Genomic DNA, 20,900 nt, shown 5'->3' with positions numbered 1-20,900 from the left:
GAGTAGTGGGCGAAGACGTCCGGGCCGCCACCCTCCTGCTCGATGAAGCCGAAGCCCTTTTCCGCGTTGAACCACTTCACGGTGCCATTAGCCATAAAAAAAATCTCCTTCAAGGGCTGTCCGGAGCCCGCACGGTGCAGACTCCGAGTCGCCGCGATGATGACCCGCCCGGGGAAGAGCCGGGGAAACAAAAAATGCGCCTGCGCAAAACACCAGCAGGCGCACACAAAGTTCATGGGAACCACTACTGCAACTAACAACGACTCTAGCAGGCCCGAGCCCGCTTCGGTGGAACCTTTCACTCCCGGCTCCTCCGGAGACTCCCCCCTCGGGCCGCCGATCCGACCCGCCGGAGGCAGCGGCACACCGCGTGACCAGCGACGTTGCCGTCCCCGACGGACTCCTCCCCCCGCCGGAAATTTCCTCACCGGTGCGACATCGCCGGGAGCGGACGGGGCACGGGCGCGCCCCCGCGCCACCGGGCCCGCGCTGGCCGCCGCCGACCGCTCCCGCCCCCCGCCGGCACGGCGGCCGCCTCGAACGGTGGGAACGGCGTTCGGGCTTGACCGAATCGAAGTCAACCCGAGGGTCCGCTCCCGCAATTTCCGGCGCATACTGAGGGGAATGACGAAACCACCAGCAGTCCGCCGGCCCCTGCCCACCAGCCCCTTCAAAGCTCCTGTCGAGGCACCTCGCAAGCGGTTCGCCGTGGGCGACCGTGTCACCCACGACCGCTACGGCCTCGGCCGTGCCATCGAGGTCGAAGGCGACGGGGACATCGCCGTACTCGTCGACTTCGGTTCACGGCAGGAACGCATCACCCAGCCGTACACCTCGATGTTCAAGCTCTGACCACGAGGCCCCGGGGCGGCCCGGGGCCTCCTCACACCCTGGCGCGAAGCCGCGCCGCCGTCCCCGCCGTCGCACCCGCACGTCCGACCGCGCAGTGACGCGGCCCGTGGGGCGCCGGCGGCTTCACGGTGCCACGGTCAGCCCGGCCGAGGCGGCGCCCCGGCTCAGCACGACCGACCGGATGTGGTCGAGCGCCCGGGCGTAGTCGGCCCGACCGGGGTCACTACGGGCGGCCTCCCGCAGGTCGAGAACGCGGTAGGGCGGGCCGAGGTCCGTCACCTGGGGGACGAACTCGGCCTTGGCGACCGTCCATCGCCGCCCCGGTGCGCCCGGCGGGGCGAAGGTGAAGCGGGCGATCGAGCTCCAGTTGCCGCGCGGATCCTCGGCGCCGTCGTAGGTGAACATGTGCCCGGCGAGCTGGTCGCCGAGGCCGTACACCGTCCAGGTGTCGTTGATCTTCTCGTACGCCTGCGGGATGTGCGCGTGTGTACCGAGGACCAGGTCGATGTCGGACCGGCCCTCGCCCTGCCCGGCGGACAGGTCGCGGGCCAGGGTGAGCTGCTGGTCGTTCGGCGCGTCCTGCCACTCGGTGCCCCAGTGGACGCTGACCACCACGACGTCCGCACCGCCCGCCCGGGCCGCGCGCGCGTCGGCGAGGATCCGCTCCCGGTCGATCAGGTTGACCGCCCAGGGTCGGCCCGCCGGCAGCGGGATCCCGTTGGTGCCGTAGGTGTAGGCGAGTTGCGCCACGGTGGCGTCGCCCGCCCGGAGCAGCGCGGGCTTCCCCGCCTCGGCCTCGTCGCGGGCCGAGCCGGTGTGCGCCAGGCCCACGGCGTCCATCGCGTCGAGGGTGCGCCGGATACCGGCCGCCCCGTCGTCGAGGGTGTGGTTGGAGGCGGTGTCGCAGGAGGCGTAACCGGCGTCCTTGAGTGCCCGGGCGACCTGCGGCGGCGACTTGAAGGCCGGGTATCCGGTGAACGGCCCGCCGTCGGCGCCGTAGACGGTCTCCATGTGGCAGATGGCGAGGTCCGCGCCGCTGATCAGCGGCTTGACGCCGGCGAACATCCTGCTGAAGTCGTAGCCGTCGCCGCCGGCGTCCTCCTCGGCCTGCCGGATGATCTCGGTGTGCGGCAGCACGTCACCGGTGGCGACCAGCGTGAACGGCCGTGGTCCGGCGGGCGACCCGGTCGCCGTGGGGCTCGGGGCCTCCACCGGCGGCGGAGCGGCCGGGGAGCCGCAGCCGGTGAGGGCGAGGAGCAGCGCGACGGCCGCCGTGGGGGCCGGTCGGCGGGGCAGACGCATGATCGACTCGTCTCGTGGTCGGAAGGAACGGCCGGACCGCAGCCGAACCGCAGCCGGGCCGGAGCCGGACCTCCGACTATGCGACGGCCCGGCCGCTCCCCCGCCTCCCCCACGCCCTGCTGTCCTCCGGGCGGATCCACCGACGCGGGCACCGCGGTCGGCCGGTCCGGGGCGCCGCCGAGCCGGGCTCCCCTCGTGCGCCGGGCTTTCGGCACCGGCACCGAGTGCCTCGGAAGGCGGCGGGGACGGCCCCCCTCCTAGCATGGGAGGTGGTGTGATGCCGACCGGAGAGAGGTGCCCGGTGAACGAGCAGAGCATGATCGAGACGGTCCGATCGGTCTACGCGGCCTTCGGCAGCGGCGACGTACCGGGGATCCTGGCCAGGCTCGGCGAGGACGTCGACTGGGCCTCGGAGACGACGTCCACCGCCGCACCGTGGTACGGCGTGCGCCACGGGAAGGCCGAGGTCGCCGAGTTCTTCGAGCAGTTCGGTTCGGCGATGGCGGTGGAGGAGTTCACCCCGCTGGTCTTCGCCGCGAACGACACCGAGGTGCTGACCGTGGTGCGGATGCGGGCTGCCCGCCGGGCCGGCGGGCAGCGGCTGGAGATGAACCTCCACCACCGGTTCGGGTTCCGTGACGGGATGATCGTCCACTACCGCGGCACCGAGGACACCGCGCAGACCGTGGCGGCCTTCGGCTCCTGACCGCTCCGCGCCCCGGGACTCGTCCACGGCCCGTCGTGACCGCCGGATCCCCCGACCGGCCGGCTGCCGGCCCGGCCGGCCGGGCCCCTCGCCCGGGTCCGCTCGGACGTCCGACACGGCGGAGGACCCCGGCGCACGGAGAACCCCGGCTCACGGAGGACGCCGCGCGAGGGGTCAGCCGTGCCGCCAGCGCTCGGCCGCCCGGATCAGGTCCTGGCCGACGTGGTCGAGGAACGCCCCCATGCCGTCGAGGCGGCGACCGACCGGCGACTTCACCCCGAGGATTCCCGCACCCTCGCGCGCGACCTGCGCGAGGACGGTGTCCACCCGGGCACCGGCGATCATCGCGCGGACCCAGACGTCCTCGTCGATCACGTACGTGTCGCGCCGTTCCCGCGGGTCGCGCCGACGGCGGATCAGTTCCTGTCCCTCCAGGTAGCCGACCGCCTTGGAGACGGTGGCCGGGCTGACCTTCAGACGTTCGGCGAGTTCCGCCGCCGTGAGGCTTCCGTGGTCGCTGGTGCACAGGCAGGCGAGGACACCGGCCGGCATCCGCGGGAGGCCCCCGTTGACCAGGAACCCGATGAACTGTTCCTGGAACGCCCGCAGTTCCTGCGGGAACGCGGGGTCGGGCGGCTCGGGCGCCCCGGCCGACCCGGGAGCCGCCGGGAGGGCCGCTCCGCGGCGGGCCCGGCGCCGGGTGGCCAGCTGGGCGCCGTCGGCGCGGTAGCCGCTCGGGCCGCCGTTGCGCGTGACCTCACGGGTGACGGTCGAGGTCGGCCGCTCCAGCCCCTTGGCGATCTCGCTGTACGAGAGTCCGCCGGCCAGCCCAGCGGCGATCTGTCGGCGGTCCTGGTGGGTGAGCCTGCCTCGGGGCATGGTCGGTCGCTCCTGATGTGGTCGCGTACGTGGTTCCGGGGGCGGAATCGAGGTGCGTTCACCGCCATGCCATTGCAATGAGCCACCGCTTCCGGTTGCATTCATCGGCATTTCCATTGCAACAATTGCGCGAGATATGGCGGATTAAGCACCGAAATTCCCCCTCATGTCAATTGACCCCACAGTGAACGCAACATAGCTTTTCCTTCCCGGGCAACGAACCGACCCGGCCGGGGGCGACGCCGCCCCGCACCACCGCGCCGCACCGTGCCCGCCGTTCGCGGCCACCTCGATCCGGCGGCGCCGGGAGCCGCGTGGCACCCGGAGCGACAGAAACGGCTGAAGATCATGGGAAAGCTCATCCACCGCGCGCCCCGGCCCGTCGCCGGCCGGGCCCGGAGCGCGCGTTCCGCGGCGGCACCGGACCCGCCGCCCGTACCGCCGGGAGCCGCGCGGGCGGGGGTCCGGCCGGCAGCCCGGCGGGCGCCGGTGACGGGTCAGGCGAGCGAGTCGATCCAGCGCTCCAGCCGGCGCCCCTCGACGGCCATCAGTTCGGGGTCGCGGAGGGTGTTGGTGAGCAGCGAGATCCCCTGGTACGCGGCCACCAGCGCGACCGCGAGTTCACGGGAGTCGTCGCGGCCCATCGCCTCGAACTGGACCTCCGCCCAGTCGATGAGCTGCCGCATGACCTCCGCGACGGACTCGTCGAGGCCGTCGGCCCGCTTGTCGAGCTCCGAGGCGAGGCTTCCGGTGGGGCAGCCGTAGAGCGCGGTGAGCTCGCGCTGGTCGACCCAGCCGCTCAGGAGCGCCTTCAGCCTCTCCCTGGGCCCGGGCAGGGCGTCGAGCGTGTCGATCACGGCCCGGAGGCCCTGGGCGTGCGCGGAGATGGCCGCCTCGACCAGCTCGTTCTTGGTCTTGAAGTAGTAGTAGACGTTCCCGACGGGGACGTCCGCCGCCCTGGCGATGTCGGCCAGCGTGGTCTGTTCGACGCCCTTCTCGTGCAGCACCTGCGCCGCGGCGGCCGCCAGCCGCTCCCGCTTGCCCGACGATCGCCGGGTGTTCCTTGAGTCAGTCACCTGACTGACTGTAGACGCCTGACGCGGCGTCGGCTACTGTCTCACCTGAGTCAGCCAACTAACTTACCCGGCTGGCCCGCCCGATTGCCTTGCCTATGGGGGTTCTTGTGATTGTTGTGACGGGTGCGACCGGTAACGTCGGCCAGGAGCTCGTGCGGCTCCTCGTCGGAGCCGGCGAGCAGGTGACGGCCGTGTCCCGGAACCCGGGTCGACTGCCTGACGGGGTCGAGCACGTCGAGGCCGACCTCGCCGACCCGAAGAGTCTGGGCGCCGCCCTCGACGGAGCCGCGGCCCTGTTCCTGCTCGTCGCCGGCGACGACCCGCAGGGTGTCCTCGATCTCGCCGCGGCGAGCGGGGTGCGGCGCGTCGTCCTGCTCTCCTCGCAGGGCGCCGGGACACGGCCGGAGGTCTACGGCCACCCCGCCGCGTTCGAGGACGCCGTGCGCCGCTCGGGTCTCGACTGGACGATCCTGCGCTCCGGCGGCCTGAACTCGAACGCCTTCGCCTGGGCCGAGTCGATCCGTGCGCAGCGGACGGCCGCCGCGCCCTTCGGCGACGTCGGGCTGCCCACCGTCGACCCGGCGGACGTCGCCGCGGTCGCGGCCGCGGTCCTGCGCGAGGACGGCCACGCGGGCCGGACGTACGAGCTCACCGGACCGGCCGTGGTCACCCCGCGCGAACGGGCCGCGGCGATCGGCGCGGCGCTGGACGCTCCGGTGCGGTTCGTCGAGCAGACCCGCGCCGAGGCCCGCGCGCAGATGCTGGCGTTCATGCCCGAGCCGGTGGTGGAGGGCACCCTCGCCATCCTCGGCGAGCCGCTGCCCGCCGAGCAGGCGATCAGCCCCGACGTCGAGCGCGTCCTCGGCCGGGCGCCGCGGACCTTCGCGCAGTGGGCCGGCCGCACCGGCCCCGCCTTCCGCTGAACCACCCTTCCGGCTCGCGCACTTGAGAGGAACGTAGCGCCTTGCCCGTTCGACCTGTACTCGACTCCACCATGTTCCACCGGGAGGTCGGCGCCGGTGCGCCGATGGTCTTCCTGCACGGCAACCCCACCTCCTCCCACCTCTGGCGGGACGTCCTCCCCGCCGTCGGCACGCCGGGCCGGCTCCTCGCCCCGGACCTGATCGGCATGGGCGAGTCGGGCAAGCCCGATCTCGCGTACACCTTCGCCGACCAGGCCCGCTACCTGGACGCCTGGTTCGACGGACTCGGCCTGGAGGACGTGGTGCTGGTCGGGCACGACTGGGGCGGCGCGCTGGCGTTCGACTGGGCCGCCCGGCACCCCGGGCGTGTGCGCGGCATCGCGTTCACCGAGACCATCGTCAAGCCGATGGCCTGGGAGGAGTTCCCCGAGGGCGGCCGCCGGCTGTTCCGGGCGATCAGGACGCCCCAGGTGGGCGAGGCCATGATCCTCGACGACAACGCCTTCGTCGAGCAGTTGCTGCCCGGCTCGGTCGCCACTCCCCTCTCCCCCGCCGATCTGGACGTCTACCGCCGCCCCTACCCCACCCGGGAGAGCCGCCGACCGCTGCTCCAGTGGCCGCGGTCGATGCCCCTCGACGGCGAACCCGCCGACGTCGTGTCCAGGATCCGGGCCTACGACCGCTGGTTGGCGACCAGCGCGGACGTCCCCAAACTGCTGATCGCCTTCGCGCCCGGCCCCGGCGCCATGATGGGCCCGGAGATCGTCGACTGGTGCGCGGCGAACATCGCCGGCCTCGACATCGAGCACAGCGACGCGGTCGCCGGACACCACACGCCGGAGGACCAGCCCCTCGCGATCGCCGCCGCGATCGCCGCCTGGGCGGACCGTCACAAGCTTCGCCGCGACCCCTCGCCCGACGAGGCCCGGCGAGACCCGAAGCACCACCCACTCCCCGGAGGATTCGCATGACCGCACCACGCAAGATCGTGACCGGCCTGTTCATCTCGCTGGACGGCGTCGTGGAGGCGCCGGAGACCTGGCACTTCCCGTTCATGAACGACGAGATGGGCGCCGCGGTCGGCCAGATGCACGCCGAGGCCGACACGCTGCTCCTGGGCCGGAAGACCTACGAGACGTTCGCCGCCGTCTGGCCGCACCGGAGCGGTGAGATGGCCGACGCCATCAACGGCATCCGCAAGCTGGTCGCCTCCACCACCCTCACCGGCACCGACTGGAACAACTCGGCCGTCATCGAGGGCGACGTCGTCGCCGCGGTCAAGGAGCTCAAGCAGCAGCCGGGCGGGAACATCAACCTGACCGGCAGCATCGGTCTGACCCGCACCCTGCTGGAGGCGGGGCTCGTCGACGAGCTGCGCCTGCTCGTCCACCCGATCGTGCTGGGCACCGGGCTGCGGCTCTTCGCCGAGGGCTCCGCCCGGGTGCCGCTGCAGCTCACCCGCTCGACCGCCTTCTCCACCGGCGTGCTGGACCTGAGCTACCGGCCGGCCTGACCGGAGGGTGCCTGCCCGCCACGTGCTGCGGGCAGGCGCCCCGAGCGGGTACCGCCGGACGGCCGCGCGGATCCGGAGACCGCGGACCACAAACCACAGACCGCGGACCGACGGGTCGTCACCGTCCGCCCCTCGGTCCCGACCTCGTACCGGCCGCCCCACCCGGGCGGTCGCCGCGCACCTGATCCGACGGCCCTCCCGACGGCCCGTCCGGTCCGCACCCGTGAAGCACGGAGAAATGGATGCTGGTCATGTTGGACCTTCCGCTGTACCTGGCCTTCGTGACCGCCGCACTGGCCCTGTGCGTCACTCCGGGCCCCGACATGGTGTTCGTGGTCGCCATGGGCGGCCGCGGCGGGCCGGCCGCGGGGGTGATGGCCGCCCTGGGAGTGGCCTTCGGGGCGACGGTGCACGCCCTGGCCGCCATGCTCGGACTGTCGTCGCTGTTCGCCCACCTGCCGGCGCTCTACGACGTGCTGCGCTGGGCGGGCGCGGCCTATCTCGTCCTCCTCGCCGTCCAGGCGTTCCGCGACCGGTCGCCCCTCGGCGCCGACGGCGGTGACGACGGGGCCCCCGTGCCCGGCCGGCTGCGCGCCTTCTCGAAGGGCGCCGTGACGAACCTGCTCAACCCCAAGGTGATCATGTTCAACATCGCGTTCCTGCCGCAGTTCGTGAGCCCCGGCCTGGGGCACGTCACGGGTCAACTCCTGCTCCTCGGCCTGACGATGGTGGCTGTCGGGCTGGCCGTCGACATCACGGTGGGCGTGCTGTCGGGCAGGCTGGCGGCTCTCCTGCGTCGAAGCACCCGGGCGGCGCGGGGGCTGAACGTCCTCAGCGGTGCAATCTTCGGCGCGCTGGCCGTCCGGCTGGTCACCGCCCCGGAGTAGCCGGCCACGTCGCCGCGTCCCGGCCTGGCGGCGCCCCCGCTGCCTCTATGGGCAGACAAGCCAGGCAAAAGCAGCATCCCCCGGCCGGACCGGCCGACCGTCGTGCAAGATGGGGCCGGTTCGATTGGTCCAGACCAAAAACAGATCGTGGCGACAAGACCCCGACTCTGTACCGCACTTGGTCTCGTGACGCGCGCCCCTCCATCTCCGGAGGGTGCCGAGGGGAGCGATGGATGGTACTGGCGGGGGTGAGGCGCCGGATCGGCCGGCACGGACTGGTACTGGCGGCCTTGGCCGTGAGCATCCTGGTGGCGACGGCGGTGCTGTCCGCAGTGACCGGGCTGGCCCAGTCGGCCGCCACCGCCGGAGTGCGCCAGCGGCTCGACGCCGACGCCGGGCGCTCGGTCGAGGTGACCGCACGCTGGACGGCGCCGGGCCTGCCCGCGGCCGACCGCGCGGTGCACTCGGCGCTGGTCCGGACGATGGCCGGCACCCCGTTCCGCACCGAGACGGCGCAGCGCGGCATCGGCACCGTCGACCTCCCGCTGCCGCCCAACGGGCGCCGCTGGGCCACCGAAACCGTGCTCTCCGGCCGCCTGGCGGTGCTGCCGACTCCCGACCGCTTCGCTCAACTGCGCAGCGGCACCTGGCCGGACGCGCCCGAGGCCGCCCCGGCCGCCGGCGACGGGCTGCGCGTCGCCCTCCCCGAGACCACCGCCGACCGGCTCGGCCTGGACAGCGGCAGCACCACGACCATCCGCACGCCCGGCACCGGCGAACCGCTCCGGTTCACCGTGACCGGCGTCTACCGGCCCGACCCGGACGCCGCCGCGTTCTGGACCGGCCTCGGCGGCCCCGACGCCGCGGAGCAGGCCCTCGTGCTGGTCGACGGCGCCCGGCTGGCCGCGCTGCCCGGATTCACCGGCCGTATGCTCGCCGTCTGGCTGGCCCTTCCCGACACCGGGCGGTCGAGCCTGTCCGAACTCACCGCGCTGCGCGACCGGGTGACCGTCTTCGCCCGCTCGGACACGGCCCGCTCGGTCTACCGCGGCGCCGAACCGGCCCTGACCAACACCGCGGTACGCAGTACACTGCCCGCCGCGGTCGACCGGCAGGTGGTGCCGGTCCTGACGGCCAGGGCCGAGATCGCCGTACCGCTCGGCCTGCTCGCCCTGCTCGCCTCGGTGGTCCTCGTCCTGACCGCCCGTCGCCTGGCCGACGCGGTCGCCGGCGAACACGCGCTCCAGAGCTCCCGGGGTGCGGGCGCGGCGCGGCTGCTCGCGGCGGCGGCCGGTGAGTGGGCGCTGGCCGCGGTGCCGGCGGCGGTCGGCGGGGTGCTGCTGGCCGAGCCGCTGCTGGCTGCCGTGCTGCGCGGCGTCGGGGCCGACGGCCTGGCCGCAGGCGACGGCCGAACCGTCTGGTGGGCCGCCGGCTTCGTCCTCCTGGTACAGGGCACGGCTCTGCTGCTGCCGCTCGCCCGGCAGGCGACGGACCCGGGTGCCCAGCGGGCACTGCGGGCACGCAGTCCGCGCCGGCTGGGTCTGCAGCGGGCCGGTGCGGACCTGGCACTGCTCGCCGTGGCGGCGTTCGGATACTTCCAACTCGACCGCTACGAGGGCGTGGTGGTGAAGAACGCCGGCGTCGGGTTCGACTCCTCGGTCGACCTGACCCTGGTACTCGCCCCGGTGGCCATGGCGGTGGCCGGGGCCGTCCTGATGCTGCGGGTGCTGCCGGCGGTGAAGCGGCTGCTGGAGCGGTCGGCCCGGCGGGCCCGCGGCCTGGTCCTGCCCCTGGGCGCCTGGCGGCTGAGCCGCGACGCCGGCCGCCAGTCGGTGCCGGTGCTGGTGACGCTGCTGGCGGTGGCCTGCAGCAGCCTGGCCGCCGGGGTGCTGGCCGCACTGCCGACCAGCGACCGGGACCGGGCGGCCTACGCGGTCGGCGCCGATCTGCGGCTGTCCGGAGTGGTCGGCGCGATCGGACAGCGCCACGCCGCACTGGCCGCCCTCCCGGGCGTGACGAGCCTCACCCCGGTGTCCGAGCAGACCGCCTTCCTGGGCACCACCGTGGTACAGACGGTCGCCGTCGACACCACGGCCGCCTCCGCCGCCGGGCTGCCGCGCCTCCGCCCGGACCAGGCCCCCCGTCCGCTCCAGGAGCTGCTGGCCCCCCTGACCGCCGTGCCAGCCCAGGGGCTCGTCCTGCCCGGCGAGCCGGCCGCCCTGGACGTGACCGTCCGGGCGAGCACCGACCTGCCGATCCCGGCACCCGGTCTGCTCCTGCAGCTCTGGATCCAGGACGCCGACGGACTGACCGACCAGCTGACCGCTCCCCTGCCGACCGACGGCCTCCCCCACTCGCTGACCTTCGCCCTGGCAGACAGCGACCGGCGGGCCCGTCCGCTGACGCTCAGCCGGCTCGGAATCCACTTCCCCGGCAGCACGCTCCTTCGCTCCACCCTCGACCTGCGCCTGCCGAAGGTCACGGCCGTCACCGCCGCGGGAGAGCGGACCGACCTCTCGCTCCCGCCCGGGCAGAACTGGGCCCGCTCGGGCAAGGTCCTCGCCACCCCGGTCGCGCTCGACTGCCCCGGCACCGAACGCGGCCCCATGGACGACCACGCCTCCCAGGCCGAGGCCTGCACCTGGCAGAGCGAAGGATCCGACCTGCTGCACACGGTGATCCGATCCCACACGCCGGAGGTCCCGCCCGACCCGGCGGGATCGGACGCGGTCCTCGCGGTGCAGCCCGTGAGCGGTGACAGCGTGCCCGAACTCCGCGCCGTGCAGGGGGGCGCCTTCCTGCCCGTGCCCCCCATCCTGCCCGTGCTCGCGGACCGCGAGCTGCTCGACGCGGTGAACGCCAGGGTCGGCGACACCGTTCCGCTCAACTGGGAGCGCGACGGGCAGAGTACCCAGAAGGTCCGGATCACCGGCGAGGTCGACGTGCTGCCCGGTTACTCCCGGGGCCAGGGCCACCTCCTGCTGGACGTGCGCGCACTCGCCGCGAACCGCACGCTCACCGGTGCCGCCCCACCCGTCGCCACCCGGTGGTGGCTCGCCAGTTCGGACCCGGAGGCCACCTGGGCCGCCGTCGACGGCCGCGGCGAGTTCGGCCGGCCGCAGAGCGCCCTGAGGGTCGCCGGCGGCCTGGCGGACGACCCGTTCCGGGCCGGGCTGCGCTGCGCCTGGCTGCTGGTCCTGGTCACCGCGCCGTTCTTCGCGGTGACCGCGCTGACCCTGCACGCCGTGAGCACGGTCCGCTCCCGCCGGCGGGAGTTCGCGGTGCTCCGCGCACTGGGTGTCCGCCGCGCGGAGCTGACCGCGCTGCTGCGCGCCGAACAGGTGGCGGTGACGGTGCTTCCGGTGCTGTTCGGAGGGCTGCTGGGCCTGCTGCTCGCGGCCCTGCTGCTGGCGCTCACCGTGCTGGAGGACTACGGGGGGTCGGTCTTCCCGGCGATCGTGGCCGACCCGGGCCGGCCCGCCGCCGTACTCACGGCGCTGGCCGGGGGGCTGCTGCTCACCCTCGCCGTGCTGGTCCTCACCCGTCTGCTGGCCCGGGTCGACCTGGTCCGGGCCCTGCGCGCGGGGGACTACGGATGAGCCCGGCGGAGGGTCGGCGGTGCGCGGACCGAGGGCGCACGGACGGTCCCGGCCGGGTGCGCGAGGACGGACGCTTCGACGGGGGGAGCCCCACATGCTGACACTGCGCCTGATCCGGCGCGAGGCGCGGATCGCCTGGCCGGTCTCGGCCGTGCTCGCGCTGCTCGCCGCACTGCTCACGGCGATCCCGCTGAGCTGGCCGCCGCAGTTCGACCGGCTCGCGGCCGGTACGCTCGCGGACCGGGTGGTCCGCGCCCAGCGGGACGCGCCGCTGGTCTCCGCCACCACCACCACCGCCCCGATGCCGTGGCTGCCGGCCGCGGACCCCGGCTCGCTCGACCGGGACCTCGACAAGCTCGGCGAGCGGGTGCGCACCGCGGCGACTTCCCCACTGGCCACCGTGCTCGGCAAACCGCGGGCCCGTGTCACCACCCTCAACGCGTCGGCACGCGGTCCCGGCATGCCCACGCCCTACGGAAAGCCGCCGTCGTTCAACCTCGTCTACCCCCAACCCGAGGCCACCGGCGGGGCGGTCGAGTACCTCCAGGGCCGCGCGCCGCAGCAACCCCGAGCCGACCTGCTCGTCCCGCCCAGCCAGGCGGGCCCGATCGAGGTCGCGGTGTCCGAAGCCACCCGGGAGAAACTCGGCCTGACGGTAGGTCAGCACTTCGATCTGTCGACCCCCGCCCCCGGATCGTCCGCCCCGGCACTCCTGGTCGGGGTCTTCCGTACCGACCTCGGCGCGAAGCGGCTCTGGCAGCAGTCCCCGATGCTGGTCGCCCCGTGGATCCTGCCTGATGACCCCGGCCAGAAACTGGCCGGCCAGATGCTGACCAGTGCCGGCGGGATCGAGCTGATCGCCAGGTACAGCCTCGCGTTCACGGTGGCCTGGGAACTGCCGGTGACCACCGACCGCTCCGGACCGGCCACCACCCCGGCCGGGATCGCCGGAATGCAATCCGGCCTGAAGGCACTGCACAAGGCCGGCCCGGACAAGTTGTGCGGGCTCGGCCTCACGGACGCCTGCATGCTGACCGGCCACATCGTGCCCTCGGTCAACCCCACCGAGCGGCTCGGCGCGGAGCTGGACGCCTTCGCCGTCCAGCGCCAACGCACCGAGCAGCTCCAGAGCTTCGCACTCGCCGGGCTGCTCGCCATGGTGGTGGCCACCTCGGTCGCCGCCGCCCGGCTCGGGGCCCGCCGCCGGGCCGGCGCCTTCGCGCTCCAACTCTCCCGCGGCGCCGGGCTGCTCGGGATCGCGGGCCGACTGCTGGTGGAGGCCGCGGTGGCGGTCGGCGCCGGGGTCGCGGCCGGCTGGGCGATCGGCCGCGCTCTCGCGCCGCAGGGCGCCGCCCTCGGCTCCTGGGTGCCCGTCCTGGTCGCCGCCCTGCTGGTCTGGTGCGCACCGGCGGCCGTCCTGCTCGCCTCCGCCGGGCGGACCCGGCCCCTGCCGCGCTCGCGCCGGATCGTCCTGGAGGCCCTGGTCGTGCTCCTGGCCGCCGGAGGGCTGGTCGCACTGCGGACCCGCGGCGCCTACGCGGGCACCGGCATCGACCCCCAACTCGCCTTCACACCGGTACTCCTGGCACTGATCACGGTGGGGATCCTGCTCCGGTCGCTGCCCCCGCTGGTCCGCCGGGCGACCCGCTCGGCGCAGCGATCGCGCGGTCTGGTCCCGCTGGTGGCTCTCGCCAGGGCCGGGGCGCAGAGCGGCGCGGCCGCGCTCTCCCTGCTGGTCCTGGTGCTGGCCATGGGCTACGGCGTCTACGGGGGGCTGATTCCGCGCACCCTCGCGGACGGACAGAAGCAGATCGCCCACTGGCACACCGGCGGGGCGCCCATGGCCCTGGTCGGACCGAAGGACCAGGTCGCCGGGGACCTGCCGCCGGTCGCCTCCGTGGGGCACCAGGTGGCCGTCACCGGCGCGAGCGGGGAACTCACCTCGCAGGACGACGGCACGACGTTCCCGGGCGCCCAGTTCGTCGGGCTGGACGCCGCCGCGCTGAGCGCCGCCGACCCGTCCTCCCCGATGGCCCGCGCCCTACTGGCCGCCGACGGCGCCGACGCGCCGATCGAGCGGACCGGCGCCGACCTCGAAGTCCCCGTGGTCACCGCGCTGGCCGACCCCGAGCTCGCCGCCCGGGTCCCCGACGGCACTTTCGAGCTGACCGCGCTCGGGACGGGCCGCATCCTGGTCCACGTGGTCGGCGCCCTGTCCGAGGAGGCGCTGCGCGACCCGGTCCTCGGACCGGTGCTCGGCGACGGACCCCGACCCGGCGCCCTGCTGGTGTTCACCGGCCCGTCCGCGAAGCGCCTGCCCGCCCAGAGGAACCACCCCTCCGCGCTCCTGCTCTACCCGGCCGCCGGCGGGCCGGCCCTGGACCCGGCCGCGGTGCGGGCCGGCGCCGCCATGCACCTCGCCCCCAGCAGCGTGCCCGGGCCGTCGGTCGAACTCCGCGACCGGGACGGCGAACGCGACACGCTGCGGTCGGACGGGCTGGCGCACTCGGCCCGGCTCGCCTTCCGGGTCACCACCGCGCTCGGCCTGCTGCTCGCGCTCGGCACGTTCGCCCTGGACCTGCTGCTCAGTGCCACCGAACGCGGCCGGACCACGTCCTACCTGCGGACCCTGGGGATCGGCAGCCGCGCGGTGCTCGGCCTGCAACTGCTCCAGCTGGTGCCGCTGGTGCTGGCGGCGGCGGTCGGCGGCACCGCGCTCGGCCTGCTGCTGCCCGTCGCGCTCGGCTCCGGCCTGCGGCTGGGGGCCATCACCGGCGGGCCGTTCGAGCCCGCCGTACACATCGACTGGACGATCACCGCGGGGCTCGGCGTCGCGCTGGCCGTACTGATGACGACGGCCGCCGTCCTGGAGGCGGCGATCAGCCGCCGCCGGGGGCTGGGCGCCGTGCTACGACTGGGGGAGGCCCTGTGAACACCCGTCCCACCGATCGACCCGCGGCCGGTACCGAACGACCCGCGCGCGGGACCGACCGGCCCATCGTGGCGTGCGAGAGCCTCGTGCGGATCTTCCGCACCGGCGCGACCGCCCGCGGCGGGGTCGAGGTGCAGGCCCTGCAGGGGCTCGACCTGACCGTGCAGGAGGGCGAGCTGCTCGCCCTGGTCGGTGCCTCCGGCTCCGGCAAGTCCACCCTGCTCGGCATCCTGGCCGGCCAGGACACCCCCAGCGCGGGCACCGCCGAGGTGGCCGGCACCGACCTGGGCGGGCTCAAGCGGCGCGAGCGGACCGCCTACCGGCGCCGGACCGTCGGGGTGATCCAGCAGCAGACCGCGCGCAACCTGCTGCCGTACCTGACGGCCCGCGAGAACGTCCAGCTGCCGATGGGATACATCGGTGTGCCGCGCCGCCTGCGCGCCGCCCGGGCGATGGAACTGCTCGGCCTGATGGGCATCGCCCGGGCCGCGGACCGCACCCCCGCCGCGCTCTCGGGCGGCGAGCAACAGCGTGTGGCGATCGCCATCGCGCTGGCCAACGAACCGCGGCTGCTGCTCGCCGACGAACCCACCGGCGAACTCGACACCGCCACCTCGGAGGAGATCTTCACCGCCCTGCGCACCGCCAACAGCGAGCTGGGCACCACCGTGCTGATCGTCACCCACGACGCCCTGGTGGCCGACCAGGTCCGTCGCACGGTACGGATCCGCGACGGGCGCACGTCGACCGAGGTGCTGCGCCACGTGGCCGTCACCAGTACGGACGGCTCGCTCACCGCCCAGGAGTACACCGTGCTGGACCGGGTCGGCCGGCTCCAGCTGCCGCGCGAGTTCACCGAGTCGCTGGGCCTGGCGGACCGCGTGCGACTGGTGCTGGAACGCGACCACATCTCCGTGTGGCCCGACCACGGCCGCCCGCCGACCGCCACCGAGGCCGACGGAACCGGAAGCGAGGACACCGGGAACAGGCGCGCCGAGGACGTGGGCGCCGATGGCTGAGGCGGGCTCGACGGGCTGATCCTCCCGGTACCGCGGCACCGAGTCCGCCGGGAGGTGTCGGCCGCGACGGTCAGGTGGGCGCGGGCCCGCGCGGTCCCCCTGGCCCGGCGCCGATGTCGCGGGTCCGGACGGCGGTGTCACCGGGGCGTCGGGGCGCACCACGGACGCCCTCCGGCACGGCGGGGCCGTTCAGCTGTGGTTGACGATGACGGAGATGCCCCAGCCGATCGCGGCGAGCACGACCGCGAAGCACAGGCCGGCCGCCGCGTAGCCGGCCGGCCCGGCGGTCGGCCGCCCGGCCGCGGTCGCAGGCGCAGTCGCACCCGGGCGGGTCGGCGGGTTGAGCGCGCGCAGACCGACGGCGAACAGGGCCGGCAGGCCGGCGCCGGCGAGGAGGCCCACCACGACGATCTTCCACAGCGCGTCCAGGTTGACCCAGTCGATCACGAGGCCGCCTCGTTCACGTCCGGGGTCGGGGCCAGCGAGCCGGTCCAGGCGGAGTTGACGTTCTCCGGCGTCACGGGCGTCCGCCGGGAGGCGGCGAAGAAGGCGGTCGAGGCCAGCAGCAGCGCGATGAAGATCACCACGACGCCGAGGGTCCCGCCGATCCCGTGCGCGGCCCAGTAGGCCGCGGCGCCGACCGCGGCGGAGGCGGGCAGGGTGAACAGCCAGGCCACCGCCATCCGGCGGGCGGTGTTCCAGCGCACCACGGCCCCCTTCTTCCCGACCCCGGCGCCCAGGATCGAGCCGGTGGCCACGTGGGTGGTGGAGAGCGAGTAGCCGAAGTCGGTGGAGGAGAGGATCACCGCGGCCGAGGCCGACTCGGCGGCCATGCCCTGTGGCGACCCGATCTCCAGCAGTCCCTTGCCCAGCGTCCGGATCACCCGCCAGCCGCCGAGGTAGGTGCCCAGGGCGATCGCCACCGCGCAGGAGGCGATGACCCAGGTCGGGGACGTGGCCCCGGCGTGCAGGGTGCCGTTGGCGATCAGGGCCAGCGTGATGATGCCCATGGTCTTCTGCGCGTCGTTGGTGCCGTGGGCGAGGGAGACCATCGAGGCCGAGCCGATCTGGCCGATCCGGAAGCCGTGGTCACGCGCGCGTTCGGACACGTCACGGGTGAGGCGGTAGACGAGGTGGGTGCCGACCACCGCGACCGTGCCGGCGATGAACGGGGACAGCGTGGCGGGCACGATCACCTTGGAGACCAGCCCCTGCCACTTGACGGCGGAGGCGCCCGCCGCCGCCATCGTGGCCCCGACCACGCCGCCGATGAGCGCGTGCGAGGAACTGGACGGGATGCCGAAGTACCAGGTGGCCAGGTTCCACAGGATGCTGCCGACCAGGCCCGCGAACACCACCACCAGGGTCACGTCGCCGCTCTGCACCAGGCCACTGGCGATGGTCGCGGCGACCGCGGTCGACAGGAACGCGCCGACCAGGTTCAGCACCGCCGAGAGCGCGACCGCGACACGCGGGCGCAGCGCCTCCGTGACGATCGAGGTCGCCATGGCGTTGCCGGTGTCATGGAATCCGTTGGTGAAGTCGAATCCCAGTGCGGTGGCGACCACCAACACCAGAACCGCGTCGTTGCCGGTCACGGGCCCGAACCTAACCTGTCGCCCGTACCGCTCCGCTCCCCCGAGGGCTCGGCGCGCCGGGGTGCCGGGGGCGGCCATCCGATCGGACCAACGGCACCGCGCGGACGCTCCACCGCACGTGACGGCGCGATCCGCGCCGGTTCTGCGGCCCGCCGCGCCGCGCGCAGGGACGAATCCCTGGGCCCCTCCCCCGCGGCGTCGCCGTCCGGGTCGGGTGCGGTGACCCCGGCCGCACCGCCACGTCCGCCCCGGACCGGACCCGGACCGGACCCGGACCGGATCCCTGACCCCCGACCCCCGCCGGGCCACACCGCCCCGGGCTCCTCGCGCGGTTCACGGCACCCGGCGCGATCCGGGCGGCGGGCGCTTCCCGTGCCCCAGTTCGTCGCCTGGCAACGCGTTCGAGTGCGGGACCTGTCCGGCGGACCGGGACCGACGGGACTCCCGCACGGAAGGACCGCCGTTCCGGCCGGTGGCCAGGCGTAACTCCGTTGTCCTGTCACGCATCTGACGAGACTTCACCACCCAGCAGACCGGAACGCCTGACGGCTCGTCAAAGTTCCTGGTTCTCCTGCGAACTTGTGTGAAACCCCCTTAAGCTCCCGTTAAAAACAGCGGCTTCCCGCCACACGCGAACTCCCTCGCGAGGCCGGGGCGGAGGCCCGACCGCACGATGAGAGCAGGGATGACCACGACACATGAACAGAGGCCCGGAGCCGTACGCGGCCCGGAGCGGCGACGGCCGGGCGTGCTCGGCCGCCGCACGGTGGGCGGCGCCGCGGCGCTGGCCGTCGGAATCGGCGCGGGCTCGCTGGTGGCGGCGCCTGCGGCCTTCCCCCAGGCGGGCGACGGGACGGTGACGGTCCGCGTGGTGCGGGCCGTGGACACGAGCGGGGTCTGGACGCCCGCTCTGGAGCCGGGTCTGGCCGGCGTGAAGGTGACCCTCACGGACGACGCGGGAGGTGGCATCGAGGGCACCACCGCGGCGGACGGCACGGTGACGCTGGCGCCGGCCGCGACCAAGCTCACCGGCGGCAAGTACCGTGTCCAGGTGGTGAATCCGAAGCCGGGCAAGCTGTTCCCGGCCTTCGCCTCGCGCCAGGGCCTGGCCGGCGGACCCACCCAGCTGAGCAGCAACGAGGAGTTCGTCGACCTCTCCGGCGGCAAGAACGTGGCGTACACCACCGGGCTGTGGAGCCCCGGTGACTACTGTCAGAAGAACGCGCCGCTGGTCACGACCTGCCAGCCGACCACGCGGGAGGGCGGGACGCAGCGCACGCTGGTGTCCTTCCCGTACAGCGCCCGCGGCACGGACGGCGTGGACGTGAACGTCACCAACGTCGCCACCAACGCCGAGACCGGTGCGCTGTACGGCATCGCGTGGAACCGGGCGGACCGGCGGGTGTTCTCCTCGGCCGTCGCCAAGCGGACCACGGACTACGGCCCCGGCGGCGCCGGCGCGGTCTACGTGACCGACCTCGCGCAGAAGCGGACCTCGCTGTTCACCACCGTCCCGGACGCCGGTTCGACCGTCCACGGCGGCGGCACCGACGACGCGTTCCTGGCGGTGCCGGGCAAGGAGAGCCTCGGCGGCATCAAGATCAGCGACGACGGCAAGGACCTCTTCGTCGTCAACCTCAACGACCGCAAGCTCTACCGCTACGACGCCACCGGGCCCACGGCGGCCGCACCGAAGGCCGCCTACCCGATCCCCGACCCGGGCTGCCCCGCGGCCGGGGACTGGCGGCCGTTCGGCCTCGGCCTCCAGGACGGCACCGGCTACCTCGGCGGCGTCTGCTCGGGCGAGTCGACCGGCAAGGCCTCCGACCTGCGCGCGGTGGTGCTGCCGTTCGACCTGGCCACCGGCGCCTTCGCACCGGCGGTGCTGAACCAGCCGCTCGACTACCCGCGCGGCTCCACGGTCGGCGGCGGCACCTGCGACGGGGCGGGCTGGTTCCCGTGGACCGGCACCTACCCGACCTCGCAGAACGGCCAGGCCTGCGGGGCCTACCTGGCGCAGCCGGAACCGGAGTTGGGCGAGATCACGTTCGAGACGGACGGCTCGATGCTGCTGGCGTTCCGCGACCGCTTCGGCGACCGCGCGCCGGCCGCGCCCACGCCGACCTCCGTCGCGAACGTGCTGTCCGGCGGCGACCTGAACAAGGCCTGCCCGGCGAACGGCACGTACGTGCTCGACACCAACAACGGCTGCGGGCTCTCACCCCGCGGCACCCGGTTCTTCGACAACAGCCGGATGGGGTCGCACCACAACGCGGCCTTCGCCGGCATGGCACTGTCGAAGGTCGAGAACACCATCGCGACCTCCGGCTTCGACCCCAACTCCACCGCCTACGGCTACGGCACCGCGTTCGTCCAGCGCGACGGCAAGCAGGACCCGCTCTTCGGCCTGCGGCTCAACCCGCCGGGGACCATCGCCCCGTTCGGCAAGGGCGCCTCGATGGGCGACCTGGAGGTGCTCTGCGACCAGGCCCCGCTCCAGATCGGCAACCGGGTCTGGTACGACCCCGAGCGCAGCGGCGTCCAGCGCCCGGGCCAGCGCCCGGTGCCCGCGGCGACCGTCAACCTGTACGACGAGTCGGGGAAGCTCGTCGGCACCGCGAAGACCACGGCGCGCGGCGAGTACTACTTCGACGACTCCAACGTCACCGGTGGCCTCAAGCCGCGCACGAAGTACACCGTCCGGCTCGACAACCCGGCCGACTACGCCAAGGGCGGCCCGCTGTACCAGTGGGTGCCGACCGACGCCGACGTCGGCGACAACCGGTTCGTCGACTCCAAGGGCGTCGTCCCGGCGGGCGGGCAGTACGCCGAACGAGCGCTCACCACGGGCGGACCGGGCGAGAACGACCACACCTTCGACTTCGGCTTCCGGCAGCAGGAGGGCGCGCTGCGCCTGGTCAAGCACGACCAGGACGGCAAGCCGCTGGCGGGCGCGAAGTTCCGGCTGTGGAAGGAGACCAACGGCACCGACGGGCTGCAGGGTTCCGGTGAGAAGCCCGACACGGCGGCCGGAGACCCCTGCACGACCGGGGCCGACGGCATCTGCAAGGGCAGCGGTGTGCCGGGAACCTACTACTGGCAGGAGCTGGCGCCGCCGGAGGGCTACGCCCCACCGGAGGTGACGGTGTTCGGGCCGTTGGTGCTGAACGCCGAGAACCTCGGCGCCGGGGTCGAGGTGACGGCCGTCAACCGGCTGATCCCCACCCCGACCCCGACGCCGACGCCGAGCGCGACGCCCACGCCCACTCCCACGCCGACCCCGACGCCGACGCCGACCGGGGCGACGCCGACGCAGACGCAGGCTCCGACGCAGCCGAGCCCGGCCACGAAGCCGCCCGCCCCGCCGGCCCCCGTCCCCGCCCCCGGGTCGCACCTGCCCAGCACCGGTGCGAGCGAGGGGATCCCGGTGATGGTGGCCGGCGCGGGTGCGCTGACCGTCCTCGGCGCGGCGCTCGTGCTGCTGGCCCGCCGACGCAGGGCCCGGCAGCAGTAGCACGCCCCGCACGGCGGTCCTGAGGGACCGGCACCGGTCGGGCGGGGCGGGCGGGCGCCGGGGCCGCGCGCGCGCCCCCCCCCGGACCCACGCCCCCCCA

At 74.1% G+C, this 20,900-nt stretch carries 16 protein-coding genes; 10 read left to right on the top strand and 6 right to left on the bottom strand.

What is annotated here, in order from left to right; all coding sequences use genetic code 11:
- Positions 1-113 (bottom strand): cold-shock protein (locus ACFWOG_RS24710; RefSeq protein ID WP_380361030.1); only part of this gene is annotated, 113 nt, incomplete at its 3' end.
- Between the two features lie 511 nt (positions 114-624).
- On the opposite strand from ACFWOG_RS24710, the gene ACFWOG_RS24705 reads away from it, so the two are divergent.
- Positions 625-852, top strand: coding sequence for a hypothetical protein (locus ACFWOG_RS24705; protein WP_329952304.1), 228 nt, complete (start codon positions 625-627; stop codon positions 850-852).
- Between the two features lie 123 nt (positions 853-975).
- On the opposite strand, the gene ACFWOG_RS24700 is transcribed toward ACFWOG_RS24705, so the two are convergent.
- On the bottom strand, positions 976-2,154 hold the full coding sequence (locus ACFWOG_RS24700) for a CapA family protein (protein WP_380361027.1): 1,179 nt from the start codon (positions 2,152-2,154) through the stop codon (positions 976-978).
- Between the two features lie 301 nt (positions 2,155-2,455).
- Here ACFWOG_RS24700 and ACFWOG_RS24695 point away from each other — a divergent pair, with 301 nt between their 5' ends.
- A complete protein-coding gene (locus ACFWOG_RS24695) occupies positions 2,456-2,860 on the top strand; it encodes a nuclear transport factor 2 family protein (protein WP_380361026.1) in 405 nt (134 codons plus the stop codon).
- Positions 2,861-3,034: 174 nt separating this feature from the next.
- Here ACFWOG_RS24695 and ACFWOG_RS24690 read toward each other — a convergent pair whose 3' ends face one another.
- Positions 3,035-3,739, bottom strand: coding sequence for a MarR family transcriptional regulator (locus ACFWOG_RS24690; protein WP_380361025.1), 705 nt, complete (start codon positions 3,737-3,739; stop codon positions 3,035-3,037).
- 497 nt (positions 3,740-4,236) lie between these two features.
- Positions 4,237-4,815, bottom strand: coding sequence for a TetR/AcrR family transcriptional regulator (locus ACFWOG_RS24685; protein ID WP_329952307.1), 579 nt, complete (start codon positions 4,813-4,815; stop codon positions 4,237-4,239).
- A 107-nt stretch (positions 4,816-4,922) separates the two neighbouring features.
- Between ACFWOG_RS24685 and ACFWOG_RS24680 the strand changes: the two genes are divergently transcribed.
- The 7 genes from ACFWOG_RS24680 (at position 4,923) to ACFWOG_RS24650 (ending at position 15,688) form a co-directional block, all read left to right on the top strand.
- Positions 4,923-5,738: an SDR family oxidoreductase gene (locus ACFWOG_RS24680; RefSeq protein ID WP_380361024.1), complete on the top strand. Its 816-nt coding sequence runs from the start codon at positions 4,923-4,925 to the stop codon at positions 5,736-5,738.
- A gap of 41 nt (positions 5,739-5,779) precedes the next feature.
- Positions 5,780-6,709 (top strand): haloalkane dehalogenase, encoded by a 930-nt coding sequence (locus ACFWOG_RS24675; protein WP_380361023.1) that lies wholly within the window; start codon positions 5,780-5,782, stop codon positions 6,707-6,709.
- Positions 6,706-7,251: a dihydrofolate reductase family protein gene (locus tag ACFWOG_RS24670; RefSeq protein WP_329952310.1), complete on the top strand. Its 546-nt coding sequence runs from the start codon at positions 6,706-6,708 to the stop codon at positions 7,249-7,251. Before ACFWOG_RS24675 ends, ACFWOG_RS24670 begins: the two co-directional genes overlap by 4 nt.
- 251 nt (positions 7,252-7,502) lie before the next feature.
- Positions 7,503-8,138 carry a LysE family translocator gene (locus ACFWOG_RS24665; RefSeq protein ID WP_380361029.1) on the top strand — a complete coding sequence of 212 codons (636 nt, stop codon included), beginning with the start codon at positions 7,503-7,505 and terminating at the stop codon, positions 8,136-8,138.
- Between the two features lie 296 nt (positions 8,139-8,434).
- A complete protein-coding gene (locus tag ACFWOG_RS24660; protein ID WP_380361028.1) occupies positions 8,435-11,737 on the top strand; it encodes an FtsX-like permease family protein in 3,303 nt (1,100 codons plus the stop codon).
- A 94-nt stretch (positions 11,738-11,831) separates the two neighbouring features.
- The gene (locus tag ACFWOG_RS24655; RefSeq protein WP_380361022.1) at positions 11,832-14,669 is read left to right on the top strand and encodes a hypothetical protein; all 2,838 of its coding nucleotides are present in this window, start codon (positions 11,832-11,834) and stop codon (positions 14,667-14,669) included.
- Positions 14,666-15,688, top strand: a complete 1,023-nt coding sequence (locus ACFWOG_RS24650; RefSeq protein WP_380361021.1) for an ABC transporter ATP-binding protein — start codon at positions 14,666-14,668, stop codon at positions 15,686-15,688. The genes ACFWOG_RS24655 and ACFWOG_RS24650 overlap by 4 nt, the downstream gene beginning before the upstream one ends.
- A 189-nt stretch (positions 15,689-15,877) precedes the next feature.
- Here the strand turns inward: ACFWOG_RS24650 and ACFWOG_RS24645 are convergent, their stop codons facing one another.
- Both ACFWOG_RS24645 and ACFWOG_RS24640 read right to left on the bottom strand, forming a co-directional pair.
- On the bottom strand, positions 15,878-16,135 hold the full coding sequence (locus ACFWOG_RS24645) for a hypothetical protein (RefSeq protein ID WP_329952312.1): 258 nt from the start codon (positions 16,133-16,135) through the stop codon (positions 15,878-15,880).
- Positions 16,132-17,286, bottom strand: coding sequence for an inorganic phosphate transporter (locus tag ACFWOG_RS24640; RefSeq protein ID WP_329881498.1), 1,155 nt, complete (start codon positions 17,284-17,286; stop codon positions 16,132-16,134). Before ACFWOG_RS24640 ends, ACFWOG_RS24645 begins: the two co-directional genes overlap by 4 nt.
- A gap of 685 nt (positions 17,287-17,971) precedes the next feature.
- Between ACFWOG_RS24640 and ACFWOG_RS24635 the strand changes: the two genes are divergently transcribed.
- Positions 17,972-20,800: an SdrD B-like domain-containing protein gene (locus tag ACFWOG_RS24635; RefSeq protein WP_380361020.1), complete on the top strand. Its 2,829-nt coding sequence runs from the start codon at positions 17,972-17,974 to the stop codon at positions 20,798-20,800.
- Positions 20,801-20,900 lie beyond the last annotated feature (100 nt).

Origin of the sequence: Kitasatospora sp. NPDC058406 (genome assembly GCF_042722765.1) — a bacterium.
Taxonomy (GTDB): Bacteria; Actinomycetota; Actinomycetes; order Streptomycetales; family Streptomycetaceae; genus Kitasatospora.
The sequence above is the reverse complement of the archived record's forward strand: the minus strand, read 5'-3'. Positions and strand labels throughout refer to the sequence as shown.

Coding starts and splice junctions, on each gene's coding strand:
- ACFWOG_RS24705 (WP_329952304.1), top strand. CDS start 625: ATGACGAAACCACCAGCAGTCCGCCGGCCCCTGCCCACCAGCCCCTTC.
- ACFWOG_RS24700 (WP_380361027.1), bottom strand. CDS start 2,154: ATGCGTCTGCCCCGCCGACCGGCCCCCACGGCGGCCGTCGCGCTGCTC.
- ACFWOG_RS24690 (WP_380361025.1), bottom strand. CDS start 3,739: ATGCCCCGAGGCAGGCTCACCCACCAGGACCGCCGACAGATCGCCGCT.
- ACFWOG_RS24670 (WP_329952310.1), top strand. CDS start 6,706: ATGACCGCACCACGCAAGATCGTGACCGGCCTGTTCATCTCGCTGGAC.
- ACFWOG_RS24665 (WP_380361029.1), top strand. CDS start 7,503: ATGTTGGACCTTCCGCTGTACCTGGCCTTCGTGACCGCCGCACTGGCC.
- ACFWOG_RS24655 (WP_380361022.1), top strand. CDS start 11,832: ATGCTGACACTGCGCCTGATCCGGCGCGAGGCGCGGATCGCCTGGCCG.
- ACFWOG_RS24635 (WP_380361020.1), top strand. CDS start 17,972: ATGACCACGACACATGAACAGAGGCCCGGAGCCGTACGCGGCCCGGAG.